Origin of the sequence: Rugosibacter aromaticivorans (genome assembly GCF_000934545.1) — a bacterium.
Taxonomy (GTDB): Bacteria; Pseudomonadota; Gammaproteobacteria; order Burkholderiales; family Rhodocyclaceae; genus Rugosibacter; species Rugosibacter aromaticivorans.
In genome coordinates this window covers 2,384,506-2,407,723 of the sequence record NZ_CP010554.1, presented here as the reverse complement: position 1 = coordinate 2,407,723, position 23,218 = coordinate 2,384,506, and the positions used below count along the sequence as shown (strand labels likewise).

Annotated in this window: 24 protein-coding genes; 14 read left to right on the top strand and 10 right to left on the bottom strand. The window is 54.3% G+C overall.

Annotation, left to right across the window (positions count from 1 at the left end):
- Window positions 1-56: 56 nt before the first annotated feature.
- The 4 genes from PG1C_RS11990 to PG1C_RS11975 all read left to right on the top strand — a co-directional run bounded on the left by PG1C_RS11990 (window position 57) and on the right by PG1C_RS11975 (window position 2,612).
- Window positions 57-1,553, top strand: coding sequence for a M48 family metalloprotease (locus PG1C_RS11990; protein ID WP_202634986.1), 1,497 nt, complete (start codon window positions 57-59; stop codon window positions 1,551-1,553).
- A 180-nt stretch (window positions 1,554-1,733) separates the two neighbouring features.
- A complete protein-coding gene (locus PG1C_RS11985) occupies window positions 1,734-2,012 on the top strand; it encodes a BrnT family toxin (RefSeq protein WP_202634985.1) in 279 nt (92 codons plus the stop codon).
- Window positions 1,972-2,301: a BrnA antitoxin family protein gene (locus PG1C_RS11980; protein WP_202634984.1), complete on the top strand. Its 330-nt coding sequence runs from the start codon at window positions 1,972-1,974 to the stop codon at window positions 2,299-2,301. Before PG1C_RS11985 ends, PG1C_RS11980 begins: the two co-directional genes overlap by 41 nt.
- A gap of 44 nt (window positions 2,302-2,345) precedes the next feature.
- Window positions 2,346-2,612, top strand: coding sequence for a transposase (locus PG1C_RS11975; RefSeq protein ID WP_202634983.1), 267 nt, complete (start codon window positions 2,346-2,348; stop codon window positions 2,610-2,612).
- Window positions 2,613-2,774: 162 nt separating this feature from the next.
- Here PG1C_RS11975 and PG1C_RS11970 read toward each other — a convergent pair whose 3' ends face one another.
- The 6 genes from PG1C_RS11970 to hrcA form a co-directional block, all read right to left on the bottom strand.
- Window positions 2,775-4,031, bottom strand: coding sequence for a glutamate-5-semialdehyde dehydrogenase (locus PG1C_RS11970; protein ID WP_202634982.1), 1,257 nt, complete (start codon window positions 4,029-4,031; stop codon window positions 2,775-2,777).
- Complete coding sequence (gene holA / locus PG1C_RS11965) at window positions 4,028-4,924, bottom strand: DNA polymerase III subunit delta (RefSeq protein ID WP_202634981.1); 897 nt, start codon at window positions 4,922-4,924, stop codon at window positions 4,028-4,030. The genes PG1C_RS11970 and holA overlap by 4 nt, the downstream gene beginning before the upstream one ends.
- Window positions 4,908-5,444: an LPS-assembly lipoprotein LptE gene (locus tag PG1C_RS11960; protein WP_202634980.1), complete on the bottom strand. Its 537-nt coding sequence runs from the start codon at window positions 5,442-5,444 to the stop codon at window positions 4,908-4,910. Before PG1C_RS11960 ends, holA begins: the two co-directional genes overlap by 17 nt.
- Before the next feature lie 22 nt (window positions 5,445-5,466).
- On the bottom strand, window positions 5,467-8,097 hold the full coding sequence (gene leuS, locus PG1C_RS11955; RefSeq protein WP_202634979.1) for a leucine--tRNA ligase: 2,631 nt from the start codon (window positions 8,095-8,097) through the stop codon (window positions 5,467-5,469).
- A 216-nt stretch (window positions 8,098-8,313) separates the two neighbouring features.
- Window positions 8,314-9,399, bottom strand: coding sequence for a ferrochelatase (hemH, locus tag PG1C_RS11950; RefSeq protein WP_202634978.1), 1,086 nt, complete (start codon window positions 9,397-9,399; stop codon window positions 8,314-8,316).
- A gap of 9 nt (window positions 9,400-9,408) precedes the next feature.
- A complete protein-coding gene (gene hrcA, locus PG1C_RS11945) occupies window positions 9,409-10,428 on the bottom strand; it encodes a heat-inducible transcriptional repressor HrcA (RefSeq protein ID WP_284431764.1) in 1,020 nt (339 codons plus the stop codon).
- A 143-nt stretch (window positions 10,429-10,571) separates the two neighbouring features.
- On the opposite strand from hrcA, the gene rpsF reads away from it, so the two are divergent.
- From rpsF to dnaB, 5 genes are all read left to right on the top strand, one after another.
- Window positions 10,572-10,988, top strand: coding sequence for a 30S ribosomal protein S6 (gene rpsF, locus PG1C_RS11940; RefSeq protein ID WP_202634977.1), 417 nt, complete (start codon window positions 10,572-10,574; stop codon window positions 10,986-10,988).
- 31 nt (window positions 10,989-11,019) lie between these two features.
- A complete protein-coding gene (priB, locus tag PG1C_RS11935; protein ID WP_237218180.1) occupies window positions 11,020-11,325 on the top strand; it encodes a primosomal replication protein N in 306 nt (101 codons plus the stop codon).
- Between the two features lie 2 nt (window positions 11,326-11,327).
- Complete coding sequence (gene rpsR / locus PG1C_RS11930; RefSeq protein ID WP_202634976.1) at window positions 11,328-11,609, top strand: 30S ribosomal protein S18; 282 nt, start codon at window positions 11,328-11,330, stop codon at window positions 11,607-11,609.
- Between the two features lie 14 nt (window positions 11,610-11,623).
- Window positions 11,624-12,073, top strand: a complete 450-nt coding sequence (gene rplI / locus PG1C_RS11925; RefSeq protein ID WP_202634975.1) for a 50S ribosomal protein L9 — start codon at window positions 11,624-11,626, stop codon at window positions 12,071-12,073.
- Window positions 12,074-12,310: 237 nt separating this feature from the next.
- Window positions 12,311-13,705: a replicative DNA helicase gene (gene dnaB / locus PG1C_RS11920; RefSeq protein WP_202634974.1), complete on the top strand. Its 1,395-nt coding sequence runs from the start codon at window positions 12,311-12,313 to the stop codon at window positions 13,703-13,705.
- A 381-nt stretch (window positions 13,706-14,086) separates the two neighbouring features.
- On the opposite strand, the gene PG1C_RS15130 is transcribed toward dnaB, so the two are convergent.
- Window positions 14,087-14,461 (bottom strand): MvaI/BcnI family restriction endonuclease, encoded by a 375-nt coding sequence (locus tag PG1C_RS15130; RefSeq protein ID WP_479687753.1) that lies wholly within the window; start codon window positions 14,459-14,461, stop codon window positions 14,087-14,089.
- A gap of 311 nt (window positions 14,462-14,772) precedes the next feature.
- The gene (dcm, locus tag PG1C_RS14810) at window positions 14,773-16,641 is read right to left on the bottom strand and encodes a DNA (cytosine-5-)-methyltransferase (protein ID WP_269464916.1); all 1,869 of its coding nucleotides are present in this window, start codon (window positions 16,639-16,641) and stop codon (window positions 14,773-14,775) included.
- Here dcm and PG1C_RS14670 point away from each other — a divergent pair.
- Both PG1C_RS14670 and PG1C_RS11905 read left to right on the top strand, forming a co-directional pair.
- The gene (locus PG1C_RS14670) at window positions 16,555-16,833 is read left to right on the top strand and encodes a hypothetical protein (RefSeq protein WP_237218361.1); all 279 of its coding nucleotides are present in this window, start codon (window positions 16,555-16,557) and stop codon (window positions 16,831-16,833) included. The two genes, dcm and PG1C_RS14670, sit on opposite strands and share 87 nt — an antisense overlap.
- Window positions 16,834-17,387: 554 nt before the next feature.
- Window positions 17,388-18,380, top strand: a complete 993-nt coding sequence (locus PG1C_RS11905) for an acyltransferase family protein (RefSeq protein ID WP_202634971.1) — start codon at window positions 17,388-17,390, stop codon at window positions 18,378-18,380.
- 169 nt (window positions 18,381-18,549) lie between these two features.
- On the opposite strand, the gene PG1C_RS11900 is transcribed toward PG1C_RS11905, so the two are convergent.
- Complete coding sequence (locus PG1C_RS11900; protein ID WP_202634970.1) at window positions 18,550-19,707, bottom strand: GNAT family N-acetyltransferase; 1,158 nt, start codon at window positions 19,705-19,707, stop codon at window positions 18,550-18,552.
- A gap of 120 nt (window positions 19,708-19,827) precedes the next feature.
- Between PG1C_RS11900 and surE the strand changes: the two genes are divergently transcribed.
- From surE to PG1C_RS11885, 3 genes are read left to right on the top strand one after another with little or no spacing between them, the layout of a single operon-like run.
- Complete coding sequence (surE, locus tag PG1C_RS11895; protein ID WP_202634969.1) at window positions 19,828-20,592, top strand: 5'/3'-nucleotidase SurE; 765 nt, start codon at window positions 19,828-19,830, stop codon at window positions 20,590-20,592.
- A complete protein-coding gene (locus PG1C_RS11890; protein ID WP_202634968.1) occupies window positions 20,573-21,247 on the top strand; it encodes a protein-L-isoaspartate(D-aspartate) O-methyltransferase in 675 nt (224 codons plus the stop codon). The genes surE and PG1C_RS11890 overlap by 20 nt, the downstream gene beginning before the upstream one ends.
- Window positions 21,244-22,158, top strand: a complete 915-nt coding sequence (locus tag PG1C_RS11885; RefSeq protein ID WP_202634967.1) for a peptidoglycan DD-metalloendopeptidase family protein — start codon at window positions 21,244-21,246, stop codon at window positions 22,156-22,158. The genes PG1C_RS11890 and PG1C_RS11885 overlap by 4 nt, the downstream gene beginning before the upstream one ends.
- A 38-nt stretch (window positions 22,159-22,196) precedes the next feature.
- Here the strand turns inward: PG1C_RS11885 and cysK are convergent, their stop codons facing one another.
- Complete coding sequence (gene cysK, locus PG1C_RS11880) at window positions 22,197-23,171, bottom strand: cysteine synthase A (protein ID WP_202634966.1); 975 nt, start codon at window positions 23,169-23,171, stop codon at window positions 22,197-22,199.
- Window positions 23,172-23,218: the final 47 nt, after the last annotated feature.

The following is a 23,218-nucleotide window of genomic DNA, read 5'->3' as shown; positions in this document are numbered from 1 at the left end:
TGTGTGACGTTGTGCGAAATGAAACCGCCCGTAAATAGTCATTCTGGATATTCAAAATGAAATTCCGCACCGGTCTTTCTGTCGTTACCTTGGTTTTTCTTGCCGCCTGCGCCAATGTACGCAATCCGGTGACGGGGCAATATGAACACACGGTGATGGATGAGCGCAGCGAGCTGCAGGAGGGACAAAAAGCACATCAGGAAGTGTTGAAAGAATATCGTGCGCTGGATAACCCGCCGCTTCAAGCCTACGTCAATAGCGTGGGGCAACGGCTTGCCAAAGCCTCGCACCGAGGCAACCTCGAATGGCACTTTACGGTACTCGACAGTCCCGAGGTCAATGCGTTTGCCTTGCCCGGTGGGTATGTCTATATCACGCGCGGCATTCTTGCCTATCTCAATGATGAGGCCGAGCTCGCTGGCGTGCTGGGGCATGAGATCGGCCACGTTGCCGCACGCCATGCTTCGCAGCGCGCCACGCGCCAGCAGGCTGCCGGTGTGGGCGTGCTGCTGGCCAATGTGCTCGGTGCCGTGCTGGAGAGTAAAGGCTATGGTGGAGCAGGCGATCTGACCAATCAGGTGTCGCAAATCACTGCCGCAGGCTATATCGCCTCCTACAGCCGCGAGCAGGAGTCACAAGCCGACCAGCTGGGCGCCGAATACCTTGCCCGCAATCATTACGATTCCGCCCGCATGATTGATGTCATTCGCATGCTGAAAAATCAAGCGCAGTTTGCCGCTGACATGGCGCGCAAAGAAGGGCGCCCGGTGCCACCGCAAGCAGACTGGTTAGCTTCGCACCCCAGCAACGACCAGCGTCTGGACGACATCCGCCAAACGGCCTTGCTGCATCAAGACCCACACGCGGAAAACGGACGCGAGCGTTATCTCAAAGCGATCGATAGCATCCCCTTTGGTGAAAGCCGCGAAGAAGGCGTCACCCGGGGCCAGCAGTTTTTCCACGAACCGCTGGGTTTTGCGCTCACCGCACCTGCCGGCTGGCGGATAAAAAATACGTCGGAAGCGCTCATCATGACTAACGGCGCAGGCGATGCGGCACTGATCATGCGCACCGTGCCAGCGGATGCGGGGGCGACGCACGCGGATATCCTGCGCACGATTTTTAACCCGATCAATGGGCGCACGACGCAGACAACCATCAATGGCTTTGCGGCGACCAGCTTTGTTGGCACCGCTCGCGTAAAAGACGGGGCGCAAGAAGGATCGCAACAAGTCGATGCCACGTTAGTCACCGGGCCAGATAAACACCCCTATCTTTTCTTGCATGCCGCCAAGAGCGCAGACGTCTTGCAACGCGAACGTGAAACGCTGCTCGCGGCGGAAAAAACCTTTCGTGCGATCAACGACAAGGATCGCTCCCTGGCCCGCCCCTGGAGGCTGTGTCTAGCCGCATTGCCGCAAGGGGGCCTTGCTCAGTTGGCCAAGCGATCCCCCACTACATTGCCGCATTCGGAAGCGCAACTGCGCCTGATGAATGGCGTTTATCCTGATGGTGTGATCACACCGGGGGCGCAGGTAAAAGTCGTGGAATGATTGGTTTTTCTACGTTGTTTCATGCGCTGCTTTCGCATGCATCTTGATAGTGTCCCCTCCACCTCGTCCAGCGGGCCATAGTCACAACTTGTGGTGAGCAGTTCTGGGCATCATTCTGCTTTCGAAGGCGCAATAATATCGGCCTCTTTTCATACATATTTTGGTGTGTATAATTTCGCCATGCGATTTACCTGGAGCGAATCCAAGCGCAAAGCCAACCTGAAGAAACACGGTCTGGACTTTGCCGACGTGGAGCAAGTATTTTCCGGCCCCATGGTGTTGATCGAGGATAACCGCAAGCACTACGGCGAACAGCGCATGATCGGCGTTGGATTGCTGAAGGTGATGGTGGTCGTGGTGGTTCATGTCGAATCAGACGACCAGATTCGGATTATTTCGATGCGAAAGGCAGATAGCGATGAAACGGACCTCTACTACCAAAACGCCGGTTATTTCTGACGACGCCCCGAAGCTCGGTCAGAAAGACTTTGACCGGGCTAAATTCCGCGTCGCCGGCAAGGATATCGGGCGTACAGGCTGGCAGGCGGCGGTGCGTGCCCGCGTTGAAAAGAAACGCATCAATATCATGCTCGATACGCCGATCGTGGCGCACTTCAAATCCCTTGCGGGGGAACGCGGATATCAGACATTGATCAACGACACCTTGCGTCGGGCAGTCGAAGGCGAGCACATCGAAGCCGATCTGCGCCGTATCGTGCGAGAGGAATTGGACAAGGCCGCTAACTGAATCCACTTTTGCGATGAGCGGATTCAAAGCCCAGAGAGAACTCCATGCCTCGCCGCCCCCGCATCCATCTTGATGGTATCCCGCTGCACATCCTGTGGCGCGGGCATAACTGCGAACCCTGCTTCTTGGGCGAAGAAGACTATCAAGCCTATCTGTATTGGCTGGGCGAAGCCCTGAGAAAAGAACACTGCGCGCTACATGCTTATGCGTTGATGACCAACCATGTGCACCTGCTGATCACCCCCCAACAGGCCGAGGCCGTTCCCCGTCTCATCACGCGTTGCAAAATCAAAGGGTCAGGTTCGAATTAATTCGCAAGACTAACGATAATCCCACCGCACCTCAAAGGTACTTTCTTCAGTGCGCACTGGCGATGCGTCGCGCAAAACTCGGCGCTGGCGAGACGGCGGTCAGACGACAAAGGCGGCGCATTGACGCCGCGAAGGTACCGCGAAGGTACCGCCGTGATGGATTTACCCGCGCACTTCGCCGTTGCCCAGCACGATCCACTTCTGCGAGGTGAGCCCTTCCAGGCCCACGGGCCCGCGGGCGTGGAACTTGTCGGTGGAAATACCGATCTCGGCACCCAGGCCATATTCAAAGCCATCGGCAAAGCGTGTTGAGGCGTTCACCATGACTGAAGCGGAATCCACTTCGCGCAAAAAACGCAGTGCCGTGGTGTAGTTTTCAGTGACGATGGCTTCGGTGTGGGCTGATGAGTATTTGTTGATGTGAGCGATTGCCTCCTCGACATCGGCCACTACTTTGCAGGAGATGATCGCCGCGAGATATTCGGTGGCGTAATCTTCTTCGTTCGCAGGTTTGGCTTCTCTCACCAGTGCCCGCGTCTCGTCGCAGCCACGAATCTCAATCCCGCGTGCAGTGAGCATCGCCGCGATTTTCGGCAACAAGCTTGCCGCCATCGGGCGGGCGATGAGGAGGGACTCGGCGGTATTGCATGTGCCCAGCCGCTGCGTTTTGGAATTTTCAACAATAGCGAGTGCTTTTTCCGGGTCGGCGGCGCTATCAACATACACATGGCAATTGCCGTCGAGATGCTTGATCACCGGTACGCGCGCTTCTTGCGAGATGCGCTCGATCAGGCCCTTGCCGCCGCGCGGCACGATGACATCGACAAATTCCGGCATGGTGATCAGATAGCCGACGGCAGCACGATCAGTGGTTTCGATCACCTGGATGGCGGTTTCTGGCAGGCCGGCGGCGGCCAGCCCTTTTTTCACGCAAACGGCAATGGCCTGATTGCTGCGAATGGCTTCTTTGCCGCCGCGCAAAATGGCGGCATTGCCGGATTTAAGGCACAGCGCGGCGGCTTCTGCCGTGACGTTCGGCCGTGCTTCATAAATAATACCGACAACACCCAGCGGCACACGCATTTTGCCCACCTGTATGCCAGAGGGGCGGCGCCTCAACTCGGTGATCTCACCCACTGGGTCGGGCAGCGCGGCGACTTGTTCCAGCCCTTGGGCCATGGCCTCGATGCCTTGTTCGCTGAGTGTCAAGCGATCCATCATCGCAGCATCCAGCCCGTCTGCTTTCGCTGCGGCAAGGTCGGCGGCATTCGCGGCAAGCAGTTCATCGCGCTGGGCGCGAATCGCGCTGGCCGTGGCGAGCAGGGCGGTATTTTTAGCGCCGGTGGAAGCGCGGGCGACGGCGTGCGAGGCGTCACGTGCCGCTTGGCCGATTTGCAGCAGAGTGTCTTTGAGTGTCATGAGGTTTCCCTTGGGCGGGTCAAACGTAAGGCTAACTGTAAAAATTCATTCCATAGATCGCCTGTGGCAAGTCCCTTAATCATGCGATCAATCTTTGCTGCGTGCAAGAGGGCGGGGCGTATTTGTGCAGTACGCGCTTCATTGGCCAGTGCCCACAATACTAATGGCGGCGCTGCGCCTTCTGCCTGCAAGCCTTCCAGTGTGCGCACGGCGCGCACGGTGTCGCGGGCTTTGAGTGCATCGCGCAGGTCAGAGACATCATAGCGGGCGACATTCAACACCGCCGCTTCTATCTGCGCTAATGAAATTTCTCCGGCGGGGTAGAGCAGGCCGAGCTTTTGAATTTCTTGATGCGCAGCGAGCAGATTGCCTTCAACATGCGCGGCGATAAATTCCAGTCCGGCGCGTGTCGTGGCCTGTTGCTGACGTGCCAGGCGCTCGGCCAGCCACTGCGGCAGACGGACCAAGGACGGGGCATTGCATTCAATGGCCACACCGGCTTGGCTGAGTGCGGTGACCCACGCAGCTTTTTTTGCTTGCCAGTCGAGTTCGGGAAGGGTGATCAAAGTCACCGTCTCAGGGCACAATGTTTTGATATAGCGTTGTAATGCTTCACTGCCTTCGCGCCCCGGTTTGCCCGAGGGAATGCGTAGATCAATGAGCTTGGTTTCGCCAAACAGGGATAAGTTACTCGCCGCTAAAAAGAGATCGTCCCAGCGAAAGTTGCTGCCCGCGACAATGACTTCACGCTGAGTAAAGCCCTGGCGACGTGCCGCGAGGCGAATGGCATCGCCCGCTTCAATGACCAGCAGCGGCTCGTCACCGTGCAGTAAATACAGTGGCGCTAACGGCCGTTCGAGGTGGGCGCCAAGTTGGTCAGGGCGTAGTTGCATCGCCAGATTCGCTTACTGCTTTGAGCTTGGCGGCGGCCAGCCGACGCAACAGTTGCTGTATAAGATCATTCTGTATGTCGCGCCAGAGCAGGACTTCTTCTGACTCTTTGGAGAGCACCAGGTCATCATTGAAAGTCATGTCGCGACGCAGAGTGATCTGGCTCGGGGAGATGTAGTCGGTGTTATTCGGGCCGCTCACCTTGAAGGAAAAGGTACGCACTAAATCATATTCGCGTGCGCGTCCGGCAGAATTCAGGGTGAGAATGACTTTTTCATTGCGATCGCCCAACACCACCAAGTTCGCTTCGGCATCTTTGGGGTCATCAACGATACGCGTGGGGGACGAGGCTTCAATGCTGCGTTTGAGTTGTGCGTAGAGTTCCGAGCTGGGTGCCAAAGCAATGCTCATGGTTTGAAACGGCAAAGCGTAATCACCGCGCAACTGAAAGCCGCAGGCAGCTAGCAGACCGACTAAGCCGAAGGTGACGAACAGCTGGGTGGCAAGTTTGATAGCGCGCACAGGTGACTCCTCTTAAGACAATTTAGACAACAATATTGACCAGACGGCCGGGAACCACAATGACTTTTTTCGCCGGGTTGCCTGCCATGTGCTTTTGCGCGGCTTCTGAAGCCAATGCAGCAGCTTCAATGACCTCACGACTCGCCGTCTTGCCAGCGCCGACTTTTATACGCAGGCTGCCGCGATGCTTGCCATTGATTTGCAGTACCAGCTCGATTTCATCTTGCGCTAACGCAGCCTCCAGCGGCTCAGGCCACGAGGCGGTGAGAATGTCCTCACCATAGCCGAGTTCGCGCCAGAGCGTATGGCAGATGTGTGGCGTCAAAGGCGAGAGCAGGCGCAACAGAATACTCACGCATTCAGTGATGACGGCCATGCCATTTGTGTTGTTGGCAGATTCGTTGGCAAACTCTTGCACCCCTTTTTCCAGGCTGTTCAACATCTTCATGGCGCTGGATGCGACGGTATTGAATTGATGCTTGGTAAAGTCGTAGTTGGCCTGACGCAACAGCAAGTGCACTTCGCGCCGTAAGGCCGCGACGGGCTCGGGCAGGGTTTTAGGGATAGCCGCATCATGGCGGATGCTGCTTTTAATGCCATGTCCCAGCGCCCACAAGCGGCGCAAAAAGCGAAACGCCCCTTCAACGCCCGAATCTGCCCATTCCAGCGTTTGCTCGGGTGGCGCTGCAAACATCATGAAAAATCGCGCGGTATCCGCACCGTAAGTTTCAATCAGCGATTGCGGGTCAACCCCATTGCGTTTGGATTTGGACATCGTGCCGATGCCTTGATAATCGACCGCCTGACCATCGGCTTTGGCTGTGGCACCGGTGATGCGGCCCGCGTCGTCTTTCACCACATCCAGCTCTTCGGGCGCAAAGTAGGTGATGCTGCCTTGCGCTGTGCGCCGCGAAAAAATATGGTTGAGCACCATGCCTTGCGTGAGCAAGTTGGCGAAGGGTTCGTCGTAGCTAACCAGGCCAAGATCGCGCATGACTTTGGTCCAGAACCGCGAGTACAGCAAATGCAGAATGGCGTGTTCAATACCGCCGATGTATTGGTCTACCGACATCCAGTAACTGGTGCGGCTATCCACCATCGCTGTGGCATTATCCGGCGCGCAGTAACGTGCGTAATACCAGGAGGAATCCACAAAGGTATCCATCGTGTCTGTCTCACGCCGCGCGGGCTGGCCGCATTTTGGGCAAGCGCAGTTAACGAAATCAGCTCGTTTGGCCAGCGGATTGCCAGAACCATCCGGCACGCAATCAGTGGGCAACTTGACCGGTAACTGATCGTCAGGCACGGGTACGGTGCCACAGGCATTGCAATGAATCAGTGGAATGGGGCAACCCCAATAACGCTGACGTGAGACGCCCCAATCGCGCAAGCGATAGTGCACCTGGATGTCGCCCAGGTTTTTTGCTTTGAGGTCCGCGGCAATGGCGGTGACCGCTTCTGCAAACGGCAGGCCATCGTATTTGCCTGAATTGATGCAGCGTCCGCGTTGTTTATCGGCATACCAGTCTTGCCATGCATCCAGCGAGAAGGTTTCGCCTTCCACAGCAACCACGGGCTTGATCGGCAGGTTGTATTTTTTGGCAAACGCAAAGTCGCGCTCGTCATGCGCAGGGACAGCCATCACCGCGCCATCGCCGTAATTCATCAGGACGTAATTGCCAACCCAGACTGCAAGTTGCTCGCCGGTCAGCGGGTGAGTTACAAACAGCCCGGTGGGCATGCCCTTTTTTTCCATGGTGGCCATATCGGCTTCCATCACCGAGCCATGTTTGCACTCATCGATAAAGGCGGCCAATACAGGATTGTTTTTGGCGGCATGGGTGGCTAACGGGTGCTCTGCTGCCACGGTGCAAAATGTCACGCCCATAATGGTGTCAGCACGGGTGGTGTATACCCACAGATTTTCCTGTTTGCCTTCCAGCGTATAGGGAAAAGCAAACCGCACACCGGTGCTCTTGCCTATCCAGTTGGCCTGCATGGTTTTAACGCGCTCTGGCCAGCCGGGCAGCGACTCCAGCGAGGACAAGAGTTCATCCGCATAGCGGGTAATGGCAAAGTAGTAACCGGGGATTTCCCGTTTTTCAACGACTGCGCCTGTGCGCCAGCCGCGTCCGTCGATCACCTGTTCATTGGCCAGCACCGTTTGATCGACGGGATCCCAATTCACTACCTGCGTTTTTTTATAGGCAATGCCTTTTTCCAGCATGCGCAAAAATAGCCATTGGTTCCATTTGTAGTATTCAGGCTGGCAGGTGGCCAGCTCACGTTGCCAATCGATTGCGAAGCCTAAGGATTGCAATTGCTTTTTCATGTAGGCAATATTGTCATTCGTCCATCGGGCCGGGGGCATCTTATTTTGCATGGCCGCGTTCTCGGCCGGTAGCCCGAAAGCATCCCAACCCATCGGCTGCAGCACGTTATAGCCACGCATGCGGTAGTGTCGCGAGAGCACGTCGCCCAGGGTGTAGTTGCGCACGTGGCCCATGTGCAATTTGCCCGACGGGTAAGGAAACATCGACAGACAATAATATTTTGGCTTGTCGGCATCTTCTGTCGCGTGAAAGCTTTGTGCTGTATTCCAGAAGGCCTGTGTAGCCCGCTCAATTTCAGTCGGTTGATATTTTTCCTGCATGGCCGGGTGATTTTTGTTGATGAAGGGCGAAGAGGAGAATTATACCCAGCCCCTTGTGCCTTATCAGGGAAAGGATTTTCCGGCCAGCGCTGGTGACGCTGGTGATTGGGACGAACAACTAGGCCAAATACCTAGGACCTAGGCCGAACACCCGGGCGAAAATGATTTTCTCGCCGAGGGCGGGTTGTTTTTTGTTGGGTACCTTGGTTGGGTACTTCAGTTTGTCGCACCGAGTTGTTTGGCACGGGCAGAAGAAGCTGCCTCTGTTTCCGCAGATAAGGGCCAGCCTGCCAGATGGGTTGTGGCGATATCACCCAGCGCCGCAATCCAGTCCGCGCGCTCGTTCATGCAGGGGATGTAAGAAAATATCTTGCCCCCAGAGGACAAATAGGCCGTTTTACATTCCAATGCAATTTCTTCCAGCGTTTCCAGGCAATCGGCAACAAAGCCGGGGCAGATGACATCGACACGAGCCACGTTATCTCGTGCGAGCTTTTCTAGCGTTGGCTGGGTGTAGGGCTCAAGCCACTTGGCTTTGCCAAAGCGTGACTGAAAGGTGATGAGATAGTCGTCAGTAGAGAGCTGAAGTGCTTCTGCCAGAAGACGTCCGGTTTTTTGGCACAGGCAAAAATACGGATCCCCCAGCAAAAGTGAGCGCCGGGGCAGGCCGTGAAAGCTGATGACCAGGCGTTCTCCCCGCCCATGCATGGTCCAGTGCTCGCGAACGCTTGCTGCGAGCGCAGCAATGTAACCCGGGTGATCCGGGTACTGTTTAATGAAGCGCAGCTCCGGTGGATTACGAATATGTTTTACCCAGTCCGCCACGTCGTCCATCACACTGGCGGTGGTGCTGGCTGCATATTGCGGGTAAAGCGGAAAAATGAGCACGCGCTCAACTCCCTGGCGCTTGAGTTGATCGAGTGTGTGGCCAATTGAGGGTTCACCATAGCGCATCGCCCAGGTGACTTCGATAGCCGGATACCCCCACTGGCCAAGAAGCCCCTTGAGTAGCTTGGCTTGTCGCTCGGTGTGTACGCGCAGCGGTGAGCCTTCTTTAAGCCATATTTTGGCGTATTTCGCTGCCGATTTTGCCGGACGCAAGTTAAGGATGATGCCATGGAGAATCAGCCACCAGAGTGCTCGTGGAATTTCGACGACGCGTGGATCCCACAAGAATTGTTTGAGATAACGACGCAAAGCCGACGCGGTAGGCGCATCTGGCGTGCCCAGATTAACCAGGACAATGGCTGTGCGGCGAGTGTCACCATGGCGGTGCGCGGGTTCATCGGCGTAGTGGGACATATAGAGGGGTCAGTATGCAGAAAGCGCAGAGGAAAGCAGTTTGGCCGTGATGTCCACAATAGGAATCACCCGTTCGTAAGCCATGCGCGTGGGGCCGATGACCCCGATAGAGCCCACGACGTGGCCGTCCACCTCATAGGGTGCGGCAACCACGCTGCACTCATCAAGTGGAGCAATGCCCGATTCATCACCGATGAAAACTTGCACGCCTTCGGCATCGTCAGATAGCGCCAACAGTTGCGCCAGGTGTGTTTTTTGTTCGAACAAGTCAAACAGGCGGCGTATCCGGGTCATATTGGAAGCCAGATCTTCGACACCGAGTAGATTTCTTTCGCCACTGATGACATATTGATCTGCGGTATCGGCCATCACTTGGTTGCCCGCATCCAGGGCTGCAGCCATGAGATCGGACATATCAACACGTAGCTGACGTAGTTCTTCGACGACGCGCGAGCGGATTTGATTAAATTCCAGGCCAACGCAATTCTGGTTAAGGTAGTTGGCAGCAAACACAAGTTCAGAAGGCGTGTGGTTGCGTTGGGTAAACAGGATGCGGTTCTGTACGTCACCATTCTCGGTCACGATGATGAGTAATATCCGTTTTTCTGAAAGACTGAGAAATTCGATTTGACGAATGCGGGGTTGCTGACGGCGTGGCGCAACGACTACTCCGGCGAAAGACGTTAATTGCGAGAGCAGCTGTGACGCCTGACTGATAACCCGCTGCGGCTGGTCTGGCTGCATGGCGCCCTGAATCTCCGATAGATCGGTGTTAGTGAGTGGTCGCACTGTCAAGAGAGAGTCGATAAACAGTCGATAACCCAAGGGCGTAGGAATACGGCCAGCCGAGGTGTGGGGGCTGGTGATATAGCCCATTTCCTCCAAATCGGACATGACATTGCGGATAGTTGCAGGTGATAACTCCAGATTGGAGCGTTTCGCCAAAGTGCGTGAGCCGACTGGCTGGCCATCGGCAATATAGTTTTCGATCAAGGTCTTGAGCAGTGATTGGGAGCGTCTATCAAGCATGCCGATGATTCTAGTCAATATTTAAAAGAGGTGCACTCTTTCTATTCTTGCCTCCAAGCGCTTTGCTTGCTATAGTGTAGGGCTGACCTTGCTCTACCCGTTACGCATGCGGGGGGGCTATCACTTAACCAAAAGGAGATTGCATGCGACATTACGAAATTGTTTTTATTGTTCATCCAGACCAGTCCGAGCAAGTGCCGGCAATGGTTGAGCGCTATAAAGCGCTTGTGACCACACGCGCTGGCATCATCCACCGTCTGGAAGACTGGGGGCGTCGTCAAATGGCCTACCCAATCCAGAAGGTTCATAAAGCGCATTATGTGTTGATGAATATTGAATGTGATGGTGAAGCCTTGGCAGAACTTGAAAACTCATTCAAGTTTAATGATGCCGTGCTGCGGCACCTGACAATAAAAATGCGCAAAGCCGTCACGACACCTTCGCCGATGATGAAAGAAGAGAAATCCCGTTCATTTAGCCAAGGTGATGCTGCTGCCCCCTCTGCTCCTGCCCCAGAAGCCGAGGCAACCGAGGCAACCGAGGCTGCTGCAGCCGCTTGATCGTACGCTTGACGGTGACTAGATCCTTGCATTGTCCATCAATCTAACGCAGTTGTCGGGTCGTCTGCAGGAGCGTGGCGCTTTGCGTCGCACCCCTGCAGGTATCCCGATACTTGAATTTAGCCTTACCCACGAATCGATTCAAATGGAATCGGAAGTTGAGCGTAAAGTGCAATGCGAGATGACCTGTGTGGCAGTAGGGACCCAGGCGCAAGTGCTGGCAACTGTCAAGCCGGGCGATGAACTGAAGTTGAGTGGTTTTTTAGCGGCACGCAGTCTCAAGCGGCGTATGCCGATTCTGCATGTCAATACAATTGAATTCGTGGAAGGAACTTAAAAATGGCATTTAAACCGAAAAGTAAGCCAGGTGTTAAAGGGGGCAAGGGCGAAAAAGGCCGCAGCCTGTTTAAACGACGCAAATTCTGCCGTTTCACGGTAGAAAAAATTGAGGAAGTTGACTACAAAGATGTCGAAATCCTCAAAGACTTTATTGCTGAAAACGCACGCATTATGCCGGCCCGTATTACCGGTACTAAAACGGGTTATCAGCGTCAATTGTCAACCGCTATCAAGCGTGCCCGCTTTTTAGCCTTGATGCCTTTCACTGATCTGCACCAGTAAGCGAGGAGAAAACCATGCAAATTATTTTGATGGAAAAAGTGGTAAACCTCGGCAACCTGGGTGATGAAGTCAAGGTCAAAGACGGTTATGCTCGTAACTATTTAATTCCACAAGGCAAAGCTAAACGCGCTACGGAAGCCAATCGTAAAGTGTTCGAAGCCAGGCGTGCAGAGCTTGAAGCTGCGCAACAAGACCGCTTGGCCTCAGCGCAAGCGCAAGCCGTCAAGCTGGATGGCTTGATGCTGCAAATTACGCGCAAGACCGGGATGGATGGCCGTTTATTTGGTTCGGTCACCAATATCGATATCGCCGATGCGCTGCTGGCACAAGGCGTGACGGTCCAGCGTTCAGCGATTCGCCTGCCAGATGGCCCGCTCAAGGCGATCGGCGATTCACCCATTGAAATCTCGTTGCATACCGATGTGGTTGCAACCATTACGGTGTCTGTGCTGGGCGAACACTAACCAGCAGTTAGGCAGAATTATCGGCCAAACTGTAGCGCTTTATTTACGCCATTTGGCGTAGATTGACACCACTTAAAAACGAGCTGTCCTCAACTTTTGAGGCGGCTCGTTTTTTATTGCAGTGCGTGCGGCTTATGCACTTAATTTCCACAGTCTATCCCCACGATTTCCACAACTTATACACTTATCAGGCAGCGTTGCGCGGAGTAGACTCGCTGCTTCATTGCGGAGATAGCCATGGCCAATATTCGTTCTTTTAATCCTTCGCCCGTACTCGATGCGCAGGTTGCTGCGCTCAAATTGCCACCGCACTCTATTGAAGCGGAGCAATCCTTGATAGGGGGGCTACTGATTGATAATCCGGCGTGGGATCGTATTGCCGATGTGGTGCGTGAAACCGATTTTTACCGCGACGATCACCGACGGATTTTTCGGCATATTGGCAAACTCATACAGCGTGGCCGCCCGGCGGATGTGGTCACGGTGTATGAGTCGATCGAACAATCGAATGAGATTGATCAGACCGGGGGCTTGGCCTACCTTGCTGAAATCGCGAATGCCACGCCTTCCGCCGCGAATGTGCGCCGCTATGCTGAAATCGTGCGCGAGCGCGCGATTTTGCGGCAACTCGTCACTGTCGGCGATGAAATTGCCGGCCATGCATTAAACCCAGCCGGTCGTGATGTCAAACAGTTACTGGATGAGGCGGAGCGACGCATTCTGGAAATTGCCGAGACAGGCAATCGCGACAGCGGCGGGTTTGTGCAGATTCAACCGTTGCTGGGCGAAGTGGTTGAGCGTATGGAAGCCCTGCTTGCGCGCGATAGCCAGTCTGACATCACCGGTGTGCCGACAGGGTTTGTCGATATTGATCGCATGACATCCGGCTTGCAGCCAGGCGATATGATTGTCGTGGCAGGCCGTCCCTCCATGGGAAAAACCGCCTTTGCGCTGAATATTGCCGAACACGTGGGCGTTGAATTGCGCCAGCCGGTTGCGATTTTCAGTCTGGAAATGTCCGGTCCGCAGTTGGCGACGCGGTTTCTTTCGTCAGTGGGCCGCATTGATCAAAGCAAGTTGCGCACAGGCCGCCTGACCGATGACGAATGGGATCGCATGACAGTAGCATTAGGCAAGCTGCATGAAGCGCCGATTCACATCGACGAAACCGGCGCCATTAATTCCACTGACCTGCGTGCCCGCGCGCGGCGCTTGCACCGTCAATTCGGCAAGCTCGGCTTGATCGTGATCGACTACCTGCAACTCATGAGCTCGAACGGTTACGGCGAAAATCGGGCAACGGAGATTTCAGAAATTTCGCGCTCCATCAAGGCGCTGGCAAAAGAGCTGCAAGTACCTATCATCGCGCTATCGCAGTTGTCACGCAAAGTGGAAGAACGCACCGATAAGCGGCCCTTGATGAGCGATTTGCGTGAATCCGGCGCCATTGAACAGGACGCCGACATCATCATGATGATGTACCGGGAAGAATATTACAAACCGGACACGCAAGATAAAGGAACCGCAGAAGTCATCATCGGCAAACACCGTAACGGCCCCGTGGGTACAGCACGCATGACATTCATCGGTGAATACACCCGCTTTGAAAACTTTGCCTCGGGTTCGCGGTAGAGGTTAAAAAAATCGGCACCCCAAGGGTACTTCCTTCGGGGCGCGCTGGTGAGACGGCGATGAGGACAAAACCGCACGCGCCGCACGCAGAGTTGGGCGATTTTTATTGCAAGACTTTTTGGGTATCCGGATTCCGTGATTGATTTATCGTTATGCGACGCAGCAAGCGGAGAAATTATCTTGCAGTGAAGGTTCTGGTTCTCGGCTATCGGCCAGAATCCGACTTTCAACCACTAAACAATGACCGGTACTAATACCCCACCGGCCCGAACTTCTGATAAAGCCCGGTCAAATGCTTTACGGACATGCGGAACTGGCTACGTGCCTTCACCGATGGTTTGGTAATGCTGGCATTCATGATCTTGGAACCCGGATCAAAGATCACCCGCCCGGCGCAAAGCTCTGCCAGATAGAGTGGTTAAGGTCAGTACCTTCACCCATTAACGCCGGGCTGAAATACCGGTAGGCGGGCGCTTTTTCCTTCTCGCTCTCATAGAGAACATAAGCCGCTTGCGTGTGCTTCTTGTTCCATCCGATCATCAAATCGCTAAATGACCAAGCTGCGGCACAATGCCCCGTATCCGTGAGAAGCTCCACCGCTCCACCCACGTTCTCAATGACTTTTCGCGCCGGGTTAAAGATATGTACTACGGGGGTGAGGTCTGTTTTTGCATTCCGGTTAGTTACCCACCTAGGTGTGCCATTGTTTTTTCGAGCTTTCGCAACTGCCTCTTTAGCCCGAGTGGGGTAAGTGATCTGAGGTTATGAGGCGCTAGAAAATCGATCATCAACCCGTTGTGCGGTTTTTCTGTCACTAAATAGCAGACCCGATTGACATGATGAATCCCGGACGTGATCCATTGATCCGCATTACAGCCGCTATCGACAACCGTCCATAAATAGTTATCATCAAGGCTGCGGACAAGCTGAAAGTCCTCCCCAAAAGTCTTTAGCCCCATCCCACCCCAAATATCAGATTGTGACTTGGGATGGCGATAAGGAACGAAGAATTCATAAAAAGCATCCTCGTGAAGTAAGAGTGGTTCAGATGGTGGCTCCCCGGACATTTATGCTCTCTGATTATCCACAAATAAATCTGTTCTATGGCGCGAAAGAAATTCAACGCTGGGCATAAACCGCTCTGGCAATTCAATCTGTTTTCCACTTAGTGGTAGCAGCACATCATTTACGAATGCCTCGTCGCGTCGTTTTAGCTCTTCTGCAATCACAATCCTGAAGTCATCGGTCAGGGTGATAAGCCCTTTATCAAAGGCCTTGTCATGAATGGCGGAAAGGCACAATCCATTGCTTGGGTTTAGACGGTTTGCTTTGTCTTTTCTCCACGGAACAATGTGGCTGGCAATCAATAGGCGCGGCTCCGACAGGCCAGACATGCAACAACGCCCGCGATAGCTGCTGAGAACGGCGCGGCGGAAGAACTGTTGTTTGACTCGTTGTGCCGTTAAGACTTGTTTGGTTTCTCCGGTAAAATCTTCAAGAACGAGGCCATCGTCAACCGCATCAGCAGCGATTGTTTCCTGTTCGTAACCACGTTCCAAACTATGACGCAGTTGCTCGCATTCAATGGCAAGCTTTTCCCAATCAGCATGAAATTCCTCCCAAACCTCTTTGTCGAGGGCGGATGCATTACCCAAACCACTGCGACCACTGTTGACGATGGTGGGGTCAAGGCTCGCAAAATTCACCAGTTTCATTGCCACTGCAGAAGGCGTCCTGCCAATTAGTGTTGCAAGCTTTATGATTTCTGAATTTCGGCTATGAAGCCTGCCAAAGGGGAGTTGGCAGTACAGATGAAATGCAAGCTTGAGTTGTTCTTTTGTCCAGCGTCCTGAAGTCACGATGTCATTCGGCACAGCCACGACACTAGCCATGGTGTCCGCCTCCTCTGGGGTGGTGAAAGGAGACATGAGTTTAGCTGTTGCTTCAATCATTGGAACAACGGCGGCTTCCGAAAACTGTTTATAAGCCCGTGTATCCGACACTGGAATCCTGAACGTATCCGGAAAGCCTATCAGCCGTGCACATTCGCGCGGTGTCAGTCGGCGTGGATTTATGCCGTCGCCTTGATAAATCAATATCTCCGAGCCATCCTTGTAATAGCGTGCGGACAGCGTGCGTGATACATCACCGGGGCCGACCAGCCCGAAACCAAAACCATTACCTTTTGCGCGATGTTTTTCGGCGTAGTTTTGCAGATAGCGCCAGAGATTGTCGGTCAGGGTGTATTTGGGGTTGACCTGCTTTGCAGCATGGTCGAAAAAACGCCCTTCATCCCACAACAATTCGGGTTCGCTACCGTCAAGCCGGTGCAGGATTTCTGCCAGCTTGCGTGCATTTTTGGGTGGTAGTGGCAGGGCATCGAAGTCAAAAGCGACCGGCTCGCGGAAGCCGACGATCAGGATGCGCTCGCGGTGCTGCGGGGTAAAGTGCGCGCCGTCGATGACGCGGCAGTGGATGTGGTAGCCAAGATCTTCGGTCAGCGTGCGGCGAATGACGGCGAAAGTACGGCCTTTGTCATGTGAAATGAGGTTCTTCACATTTTCCAGCAGAAAAGCGCGTGGTTGTTTTGCCTCGATGATTCGCGCCACGTCAAAAAACAGCGTTCCTTGCGTCTCGCAGGCGAAGCCATGGGCCTTGCCCAGTGCATTTTTCTTGCTGACGCCGGCAATTGAAAACGGTTGGCAAGGAAAACCTGCCAGTAATACATCGTGATCAGGGATGTCTTGCGCGTCAATCTGCGTGATGTCGCCCGCAATGGGATGACCGTCGGGGTAGTTCTGCACGTAGGTTTTTTGTGCGTAGCTATCCCATTCGCTGGTGAACACACAATGACCGCCAATCCGCTCGAATGCGGCACGAATGCCGCCAATACCCGCAAACAGATCAATAAAGCGGAAGCCGTCCCCGTTTTGCACAAGGGTATCGAATGGCAACAGGCGTTGCAGGGCGGGAACAAGGTAGGCTTTGATGGGTGTTTGCCGAGCCTCCCAACGGCGCACAGTGCGTATATCGACACCCAGCTCCTGGGCAAGATGGGCTTGGGTGTGATGTTTGCGCGCCTGAGCGAGGTAATCCCATGCCGTTTCGTTATCAGAACCCGTGAATAAAACGGTTGCCATTGGAATACCTTATCTGGGAATTTTTACGGACATTAAGCCCTATTTTGTATTCTGTCAAGAATCGTACTACTAACGATCATGGAAGCCTGCTTTAGGTCGGTGGCTGTCAGTGACAGGCAAAAGCTGAGTGTCGGTAATCAGTCTGAAGCCGCCGTCCAGCCAGCGCCAACTTTCTTATCACGGCTCCACCGGCAGCAAAGCAGCGTTTGCTGCCGTTCGGCCAGAATATTCGTCAGGCAAGTGCCAGTCAGTTCCTGCGATTCATGCAATGCAAAATCTCGCCAACTGAGTATTCGGAATTGTCCACACTACAGCCTTTACGAATTCACCAACTTGGGTAAACCGCCCGTTCGCTCTACATGAGTTCATCTTAGATGCAAACTCCATGTCTTTGGCATTGATCCAAGTAGGAGGGACTGTATTATTCGCTCCTACACAATTTATCCACAACCTCCGTGAAAGTAACACTGAGTGGGGGCTTGACAGCCGACTCGATGCTAAGGCCAATCAATCGGTGTAATACATGAAAAGGAATAACAATAATGGTGCATACGATTCAGTATCTGCGGGCAGTGGCTGCCTTGATGGTTGTTTGGCATCATGCGCGCAACATGCTCCCAGAATTGAAATTTATTTTCACTTCCGATTTTGGGGCATCTGGAGTCGATGTTTTTTTTGTGATAAGCGGCTTCATCATGGTTCTAACAACAGAACACAAGAACGTCGCACCTCTACAATTTATAGGAAGAAGAATGATCCGAGTTGTGCCATTGTACTGGCTTCTAACTTTGGTGATGATTTTCGGGGCGATTAGTCCTCTTGGCTTGTTTGGCTCAACTCAGGTGCACCTCGATACTGCCGTCAAGAGTTTGTTTTTCATCCCTCACTATTCAAAAAGTTGGCCTGAACACATTTGGCCCATACTTGTGCCGGGTTGGACACTGAACTATGAGATGTTCTTTTATGCAGTCTTCGCCGGATCACTACTAATCAAACAATCAATTCGGGTCTTCGCACTTGCATCAGCATTCGCTGCACTAGTTGGAGGGGGGCTTTTTCTCAACCCGACTGAGAATCCTCTTGTTCAAACCTACACGAATCCAATTTTATTGGAGTTTGTTTTTGGTGCCTTGATCGCGAAATTCTGGTTATCTGGGCATTTGAAGCTATCTGCAATCTCATCGTTTTGTTTTTTTCTATTTGGAGCCGTCCTGCTGGTGGCTGCTCCGCTTGATGGATTAGGGCGCGTGTTTGGGGCAGTGCTAATGGTTGCAGGCGTTCTGAATCTATGGGAATTCCGCATTTCCGTAGCTCATGCGCTTGGAGACGCTTCATATAGCATCTACTTAATCCATGTATTTACTCTTGGTGTAGTCCGACTTCTCTGGATTAAGGTATTCCCTGGGCCGCTTAATGTCGTAGGCGGATGGGGGTATATGCTTACGTCGTTGGTGGTGTGCGCTGCGGTTGGTTGGGTTTGCTATTACTGGATTGAACACCCAATCACCCAGTCGTTGCATTCCAGATTTAGTTAAAAGTAATGTAATGAGTAGTTTCAGCGGCAACGGGCGGTTAGGGAATGGCTACTTAGGGTCGATTGGAGACATCCGCTTGGCCCAGGTTGGGAACATATCGTCGCTGCTGGCACTGTGCTTCGCAACATACCAAGCAGTAATCAATTACGGAATCCGGATACCCATTTTTTCAGGGCGCAGCCATATGTTTGAATGGCAAATGGCTCGCCGTTTCCGCGGCGTAATCTGCCATGGCGTGTGTTTCGCGGGCGATGAAATCGGCGACTGCGCGTCGCATGCCGGGGTCGGCAATCCAATAGCCTGACCACGTCGGTACAGGTTCAAAGCCGCGCGCGAGCTTGTGTTCACCTTGCGCACCGGGCTCAAATCGTTGCAGGCCATGCTGAATGCAGTAGGCTATGCCTTGGTAATAACACAGCTCGAAATGCAGGCCAGGCACATCGACTTCCGTTCCCCAATGCCGCCCGTAAAGCGTGGTGGCATCGCGATAGCAAATGGCGGAAGCGGCCGGCTGTTCATCCTGATAGGCGATAAATACCAGCAGCTGGCGGCCGAGTGCAGCGCTGGCCTGGATAAAAAATTCCAGCGGAAAAGCGGGATGGTTACCATAGCGGACAAATGTGTCGCGGTATTGACGATGAATCACGCGCCATAGCGCCGCATCAATTTCATCACCATGGCGCACTTCCAGCCGCAGGCCGGATTCACGCACCGCACGACGTTCACGTTTGAGTTTTTTGCGTTTGTCAGCGGTGAAGCTGGCAAGGAAGTCATCAAAATCAGCGTAGTCCCGATTGATCCAGTGAAATTGCACGCCACGCCGTATCAACAGGCCGGCGGCGGCTAACGCGTCATGGTCGGCTTCTTCAACGAATAAGCATTGCCAGGAAGAGACCTGTTGCGTGCGGGCGATATCAACGGCGGCTTCGATCAGCGCCTGCACCACAGGTGGCCGATTGACACCTTGCCGCACCAGCAGGCGGGGCCCGGGAGATGGGGTGAAGGGTACGCCGCTCACCAGTTTGGGGTAGTAGGCAAGGCCTGCTTTTTCCCAGGCAGCAGCCCAATGCCAGTCATGTGAAAAATCGCCAAAGGAATGGGTGCGCAGATAGAGCGGTAACAGGCCCAGGAGTTTTTCGTTATCGGGTGAGGCCTCGTCATACAGCGCCAGATGCTGCGCCTGCCAGCCTAATGCCGTATCCGCAGCGCCGACTTTTTCAGCCGTGCGCAAAAAGGCACCGCTGGCGAATGGATCATTGTGGTGATCAAGACCAGCCCAATCTGCATCACTCAGATCGCTCGCCGAAGGGTGAAGAATTATTTTCATGGTGGCGCATCCTATCCTTATTCCACGCATTGGCGGTGGCAGGGGATGGGCTAAAATGATTTCCTGTTTTCGTTTTATACCGTCTTACACCGTATTACTTTACTGCCCGGCTTTTATTTCATGCGCATTCTGCTCAGCAACGACGATGGCTATCTCGCCCCGGGGCTTGTCCAACTGGCGGCTAGCCTGGCGGGCTTGGGTGAGATCACTGTGGTGGCGCCAGAGCGTAACCGCAGTGGGGCGAGCAATTCGCTCACGCTGGATCGTCCGCTGCACTTGCGCCGCGCAGAGAATGGGTTTCAGTATGTCACCGGCACGCCTTCCGACTGCGTGCATCTGGCCGTCACCGGGGTGCTTCCAGAGCAGCCGGACATGGTGGTGTCGGGCATAAACCTGGGCGCTAACATGGGCGACGATACGATCTATTCAGGCACCGTCGCTGCCGCGATGGAAGGACATTTGCTGGGCGTGCCTGCCATTGCCATTTCGCTTGCCAGCTTTGCGGGTAAGCATTTCGCTACTGCTGGCCGCGTGGCGAGTGAGTTGGTGCAGCGTTTTACTGTGCAAGCTTTTAATTTTCCGGTGTTGCTGAATGTGAACGTGCCTGATTGCCCTTATGATGCGTTACGTGGCATTCAGGTGACGCGTCTCGGACGCCGTCACAAAGCGGAACCTGCGGTGAAGTCCGTCACCCCGCGCGGTGAAACCGTGTATTGGATCGGTGCCGCTGGCCCTGCGGCGGATGCGGGTGAAGGCACTGATTTTTATGCCGTAGAGCAAGGTTGGGTATCGGTGACCCCGCTGCAAATCGATTTAACCCATGCCGGCCAGATGGCCGATGTGCATCAATGGATCAAGCCACTCAATGGACACCGCAGCCTTTAATTCGTCAGCGCAAGCCGGCATTGGCATGACGTCACAGCGCACGCGCACGCGCATGGTCGAGCGCTTGCGTGAGCAAGGCGTGAGAGACCCCCGCGTGCTGCATGCCATGGGGGTGATTCCCCGCCATGTGTTTGTTGAACCTGCGCTAGCCAATCGCGCGTATGAGGATACTGCCCTGCCGTTAGGGTTCGCACAGACCATCTCGCAACCCTATGTCGTGGCGCGCATGATCGAAATTTTGATTCAGGGCCGTGAATTAGGCAAAACACTGGAAGTCGGTGCCGGTTGCGGTTATCAAGCCGCTGTGCTGAGCATTTTGACCAAACAGGTTTTTGCCATTGAACGCATCGCGCCGTTGTTGGCGCGTGCGCGGGACAACCTGCGCCAACTCAAGCTCACGCGTATTCGCCTCAAACATGCAGATGGCAACCTGGGGCTATCTGAGGCGGCGCCGTTTGATACGATCATCTTGGCCGCAGCCTCAAAGACGGTTCCGCAAACCTTGCTTGCGCAGCTCTCGCCCGGCGGACGCCTTGTGATGCCGTTAGGCGGTGCGGAGCAAGTGATTTGTTTGATTGAACGCACGGAATCCGGATGGATTGAAACGCGATTTGATGCGGTGCGGTTTGTGCCCTTGTTGGCGGGGGTGGAATGAACACATCGCTGAATACAGCGCGTTGTTTATTTATTCTGCTGTGTGCACTCTTGAGTGGTTGCGCCAATTATGCCCCGGTGCCTGTGGTCGACCGTCACGGCAAGCCGACGGCAAACAATGCAGGAAGCAGCACCTCATCCAGAACAGTAACTCCAGGGATGTATCTCGTCAAAAAAGGTGACACGCTTTACAGTATTGCTTTGGAGCATGGTCAGGATTACAAGGATGTCGCTGCATGGAATCAACTCGATAACGCGAATCTTATCAAAGTAGATCAACTGTTACGCGTTGCCCCGCCAGAGAGTGATGTACAAGTGGCAGTAGTCAAGCCAGTGACTACATCCGGCCCAATCGAAATCAAAGCTGAAAATACCGCAGCAGACCCATTCAAGCGTGAGCCCAAAGGGGGTAAGGTAGCCTTCTCCGCCGATGCGTTAGCGCATGCCCAATCCGCTGTCAATGCAGGTAAACCTGCGACAAATACAACAGTCGAGCCGAAGGTGGCCGAGGCACCTGTGGCGGTTGAACAACCTGCTGTAGCCACGGCGCCAGGATGGATATGGCCGACCAACGGAAAAATCCTGGAACCATTTGCTGACGGAAGTAGCAAGGGACTGGATATCGCGGGCAAACTTGGCGATCCAGTGCTCGCCGCTGCGGATGGCGTGGTCTCTTATGCGGGCGCCGGTTTGCGAGGTTACGGCAATCTGGTGGTGTTACGCCACAATGCCACTTGGCTATCGGTCTATGCCCACAATAGCAAAATTCTGGTGAAAGAAAAACAGACCGTTAAGCGCGGACAAAAAATTGCCGAGATCGGTTCAAGTGATGCCGAAAGCCCACGCCTGCATTTTGAGATCAGACAACAAGGCAAGCCGGTCGACCCGCAGAAAATTCTTCCTGCGCGTTAATTCTCTATCAGGCTTACTGGCAGTTCACGCTATGGCGATCATACCGCCAAGCCTGCCGCATCAAACATCCCGTCGAACAGCACCGAGCTTAAATAGCGTTCACCGGAATCCGGCAGGATGACGACAATGGTCTTGCCCGCATGTTCCGGGCGGTTGGCCAGGCGTACTGCCACTGCCGTCGCTGCGCCACACGAAATGCCCGAAAGAATGCCTTCTTCCCTCGCCAGGCGGCGGGCGTAAAGCACCGCCTCGTCATTGCTCACCTGTTCGACAGCATCAATGAGCGAAAGATCAAGGACATCCGGCACGAAGCCAGCCCCAATGCCCTGAATTTTGTGCGGTCCGGGCTTGAGCGACTCACCTGCGCGGTGCTGGGTGAGCACCGGGCTGGCTTCCGGCTCCACGGCAACGATCGTGACCGCCTTGCCACACGTCTTTTTGAGATAGCGCGCAACACCGGTGATCGTCCCGCCGGTACCGACGCCGGCAACGAAGATATCGACCTTGCCATCGGTGTCATTCCAGATTTCCGGACCGGTGGTCTGTTCATGAATCGCCGGGTTGGCCGGGTTCTTGAATTGCTGTAACAGCACATAGCGGTCAGGGTTCGAAGCCGCAATCTCCTCAGCCTTGGCGATAGCACCATTCATGCCCTTGGCACCTTCGGTCAGGATCAGTTTGGCGCCGTAGGCGATGAGCAGTTTGCGCCGTTCCACACTCATCGTATCGGGCATGGTCAGGGTCAGCGGAATCCCTTTGGCGGCAGCAACAAAAGCGAGTGCGATACCGGTGTTGCCGCTGGTCGGCTCGATGATTTCCTTGCCTGGCCCCAGCAGACCACGTTGCGCCGCATCAGCCACCATGGCGGCGCCGATACGGCATTTCACCGAGTAAGCCGGATTGCGCCCTTCGATCTTGGCCAGTACTGTGGCTCGTGCGCCATTGGTAATGCGATTGAGCCGGATCAGTGGCGTATTGCCGATGGATTGTGCATTGTCGTTAAAGATAGACATAAAACCTCCGGATGTTTTAATGCGGCGTAGCAACGTCGTAACAACGT